Origin of the sequence: Campylobacter sp. RKI_CA19_01122 (assembly GCF_025771325.1) — a bacterium.
GTDB lineage: Bacteria > Campylobacterota > Campylobacteria > Campylobacterales > Campylobacteraceae > Campylobacter_D > Campylobacter_D lari_D.
In genome coordinates this window covers 1-1077 of the sequence record NZ_JAKMPZ010000026.1, presented here as the reverse complement: position 1 = coordinate 1077, position 1077 = coordinate 1, and the positions used below count along the sequence as shown (strand labels likewise).

Genomic DNA, 1077 nt, shown 5'->3' with positions numbered 1-1077 from the left:
AGATCAAGAAGCTGGCGTTACTACTCTTAAAGGTGCTATGGCTGTGATGGATATAGCCGAAACTGCTATCACTAACCTTGATAAAATTAGAGCTGATATTGGTTCTGTGCAAAATCAAATCACAGCTACACTAAATAACATCAGTGTAACCCAAGTAAATATCAAATCAGCTGAATCAAACATCAGAGATGTAGATTTTGCAGCAGAAAGTGCAAACTTTGCTAAGCATAATATCCTAGCCCAAAGTGGATCTTATGCTATGAGTCAGGCTAATGCTGTGCAACAAAATGTAATGAGATTATTACAATAGTTAAGAAATCCAAAACACCTTGAATTTTCAAGGTGTTTTTCTTTAAAACAACTCTTTAAAACAACTCTTTAAAACAACTCTTTAAAACAACTCTTTAAAACAACTCTTTAAAACAACTCTTTAAATTTGGAACATTTATTGCTTTAAAAGTTCTAAGCAATATTTTGAAAGGATTTAAAATGGGTTTTAGAATAAACACCAACATAGGTGCAATGAATGCACATGCAAATTCAACTATCACAGCAAGAGAGCTTGATAAGTCTTTATCAAGACTTAGTTCAGGTCTTAGAATCAACTCTGCAGCAGATGATGCTTCAGGTATGGCTATAGCAGATAGTTTAAGATCACAAGCTGCAACTTTAGGTCAAGCTATAAATAATGGTAATGACGCTATAGGTATTTTACAAACAGCTGATAAGGCTATGGATGAGCAGCTTAAAATCTTAGATACTATTAAGGTAAAAGCTACTCAAGCAGCACAAGATGGACAAAGTGCTAAAACAAGAAATATGCTTCAAGCTGATATTAATCGTTTGATGGAAGAACTTGATAATATAGCTAACACCACAGCTTTTAATGGCAAACAACTTTTAAGCGGAAACTTTGTAAATCAAGAATTTCAACTCGGTGCACAGTCAAATCAAACTGTAAAAGCTAGTATAGGCCCAACTCAAAGCTCTAAAATAGGTGTAACTAGATTTGAAACAGGTTCTCAAGCTAAAAGTAGCGGTATAGCTCAACTTACTATTAAAAATTATAATGGAGTG

The 1077-nt window shown here is 33.8% G+C and carries 1 protein-coding gene and 1 pseudogene; both read left to right on the top strand.

The window, feature by feature from the left end; all coding sequences use genetic code 11:
- Positions 1-310: flagellin (locus L8U37_RS08095; protein WP_259443352.1), on the top strand; the 310-nt coding region annotated here is incomplete at its 5' end.
- Positions 311-489: 179 nt separating this feature from the next.
- Positions 490-1077, top strand: a pseudogene (locus tag L8U37_RS08090) (flagellin); the annotation flags it as partial.